Raw genomic sequence first — 3,106 nt, 5'->3', positions numbered from 1 at the left:
AGGTATATCCAGACCAAAATCAAGACCCTTAAGTTTATCTGCTTCCGTTTGTTCGAATTGCCCTTTTGGTTTTTCCTGGGAATCTCGGGAAATTGGGGGACTAATAAATTTACTAACAAGAGCATGTAACCCTTCCATTAATAGTCCAAGCGGGTATAAAATTAATTCAATCAGATCCCCAAACAATAAGACAATGGATACGCGAGCTTTACCTGCAAGTCCAGCAATCACCGCAAAAGCAATTGCTGCAACGCTTATGATCCCCACATAAAATAAAACAAGTTTATAAAAAGGAACACGATTTTCCTTTTTTGAGCGCTTCCATTGAACAATCATTCGATCCAACATAAATAATAGTAGGCCGATAATGGCCAATAAAATTGATTCTCTTATAGCTTCAGGTTTTCTTAATATGGTAGCTAAGAAAAAAGATAAAGAGAATACTACCAGAAGAAGCGTCATGAAGTATCCATCATGTGTGGCATCCTCTTGAATTTTAGAATATCGTTCTTGTATTCTCCAAACCGAAAATACAAATATTGCAGCAAAAAACCACAATGGGGCACCGAAAAGAAATCCTAACAGTCCGAAAACTGCAGAAACAAATAACGATATTGCTATTTGGTATCCCGTCTTGTAGAAAAACAAATTGACCGCAATCGCTATCAGCAATAAAATACCARTCCATACTAATGGAAAGGAAATCGTCGTATCCACTCTAATAAATATGAAAAGAAAGGACATTAACCAAACATCTTGCAAAAACTTTCCGATTGACTCAAATTGAACTAACGGCTTAGAAGAGACGGTTGTTGCCATTTCACATCACCTCCAAGACTATTGGATAATCGTACATCCACTTGAGTTTGTTTGGACCATTTCTTAATATATTTATCCAACTCTTGTAAGTCATGAGTGAATATAATGACTGTCATCGGCAGGTTTTCATGCGTATCCAGATGCATCAGCATACGGTTAAACGGTACGGTTAATTCATTATTAGATAGGACCGACAATAATTCCATTGCTTGTTGACGGTGTTTTTGGCCATCTCCGACAGGAAGATGCAAATATGGGACCGCCCCAAAGGATCTAACATTGACCGTCAACGAAAATGGTATGCCTTCTCTATAAAAATAATCCACAAAAGAGGCAACTTCCTCAATTCGTTCTTCCAAATCTGAAATTATTGAATAATGATTAACGACGTTCAATACTAGCAAGACTGATTCGTTTGCTACTTGTGTGAAAACTTTCGTTTGAAGTTGTTGCATTCTCGCACTTGCTTTCCAGTGGATATGGTGAAATTGATCGCCTGCCTGATAATCTCTTGTACCTATCGGTGAAAACAAATCTTGAAACAACGAATGCTTATACTCATAGTCCCCTGGTTTTAATGGGGAAGGCTTTCTGTTGTCTTTTAATGTATAAATATTTGGATAAACCATTTGTTCCATTCGTAGAAGAGGTTGATGAAGTAAAAGGACAGAGCCTTCACCAAAAAGATGTGGAATAGTCAATTCCAAATTTTTCAATCTGGATAAACCTCTCTTCTGTCCTTCAATCGGAACTTTCACTGTAACAATTTCCTTATATCCGATTGTCAGTGGAACAACGATCTCGATGAGCTTAGTATGACTCATATCTTTATTATTAAGTGGTTTAACAGCATCGTGAAAATGCAATCTGAGTTGTCCGTTCCAAATCGGGAACCCTGTATTTTCAAATGTCAGTTCCCATTCAGATTTTCCGCCTTTAAACATCCGACTTCTTTTTTTGTCATTCACTARTGTCAATTTTTTCCCGACATTTTTTAAATAAAGAATTTGCATGACAGTAACGACACCAAAGAAACCAAAAACGCCTGCTGCAACATATTGTGCAACTATGAATGACATTGTAAAACAAAGGGCAATAATTGTAAGAAACCAATTTGTTTTCATAGCACCATAATATTCCCGTTGCCAAATCATCTTGCCATGGCCTCTACAGGTGTTTGTACGGATTCAATGATATCATTAAGAATATGAGATGGTTCACGAATCAATAATCCTTCAGCAGATAAAATGAGACGATGTGTAGCGAGTGGTGCAACCATTTTTTTCACATCATCCGGATTTACATACGAACGTCCATTAATGTACGCATGTCCCTGCGCTGCATGCAATAACGCAAGAGAAGCACGTGAACTTAATCCTAACTCCACTTGTACATGTTGCCTTGTCGCCTGAATAATCTGTAAAATATAGGTTTCAATATCTTCATGAACCGTCACTTTCCTGACTTCACTGCGCCATAGTTTAACATCTTCAATGTCTATGAGCGATGAAGTTTTAACTTCCCCTGGGTTATGACTGAACTCTTTCAAAATTCTTCTTTCTTCTTCAAAGCTCGGGTAATTAATTTCAATTCGGAACAAGAAACGATCCAGTTGGGCTGCAGGTAATGAAAAAGTCCCTTGTTGCGATTCCACTGGATTTTGAGTGGCAATTACCATAAATGGTTCAGGAAGAGCAATCGTTTCTCCATCTATTGTTACTTGCTTTTCCTCCATGGCTTCAAGCAAACTCGATTGTGTTCTGGGTGTTGCACGGTTAATTTCATCAGCAAGCAATATGTTGGTGGCTACAGGGCCTGGGCGTAAGACAAATTCCTGAGCTTTCGGATCAAAATAACTGATACCGGTAACGTCAGATGGTAATACGTCAGGAGTAAACTGTAAACGTTTAAAGTTCCCTTTAAATGCATGTGCAAAAGATTTGGCCATCATCGTCTTCCCTGACCCTGGCACACTTTCAAGTAACACGTGCCCTCCCTGAATCAACGCAATCAGCATAAAATCAATTTCTTTTTCACGTCCCACAATTGATTCATTTAAATTCTTTCTCAACAGATTTAATTTGGACATTTTACTTCCCCCTTTAAGTTATATAAGTATACCAAATAAACCCATTATTCCGAAAAAACTTTATAATAAAAAAACTAAGCGAAAATCGCCTAGTTTTTGATTAATTCCTTATCGTTGGACGCTTTATTTGGGAAGTCTTTCAATTGATAGATATTTAACAGACGATCTAACTTTTTACTAAGTCGGATAGTATGAACG

General features: G+C 37.5%; 3 protein-coding genes. All 3 read right to left on the bottom strand.

The features are described 5' to 3' along the window. Positions 1–819, bottom strand: an 819-nt coding sequence (locus tag AC1DSL_RS16680) for a hypothetical protein (protein WP_477533061.1), incomplete at its 3' end; no start/stop codon positions are given. Further along, the gene (locus AC1DSL_RS16675; protein ID WP_477533060.1) at positions 789–1,973 is read right to left on the bottom strand and encodes a DUF58 domain-containing protein; all 1,185 of its coding nucleotides are present in this window, start codon (positions 1,971–1,973) and stop codon (positions 789–791) included. The genes AC1DSL_RS16680 and AC1DSL_RS16675, both read right to left, overlap by 31 nt. Continuing rightward, positions 1,970–2,908: an AAA family ATPase gene (locus AC1DSL_RS16670; protein WP_342541884.1), complete on the bottom strand. Its 939-nt coding sequence runs from the start codon at positions 2,906–2,908 to the stop codon at positions 1,970–1,972. The genes AC1DSL_RS16675 and AC1DSL_RS16670 overlap by 4 nt, the downstream gene beginning before the upstream one ends. Between the last annotated feature and the right edge of the window lie 198 nt (positions 2,909–3,106).

The sequence above is a fragment of the Paenisporosarcina sp. P4_D4 genome (assembly GCF_056401835.1).
The sequence above is the reverse complement of the archived record's forward strand: the minus strand, read 5'-3'. Positions and strand labels throughout refer to the sequence as shown.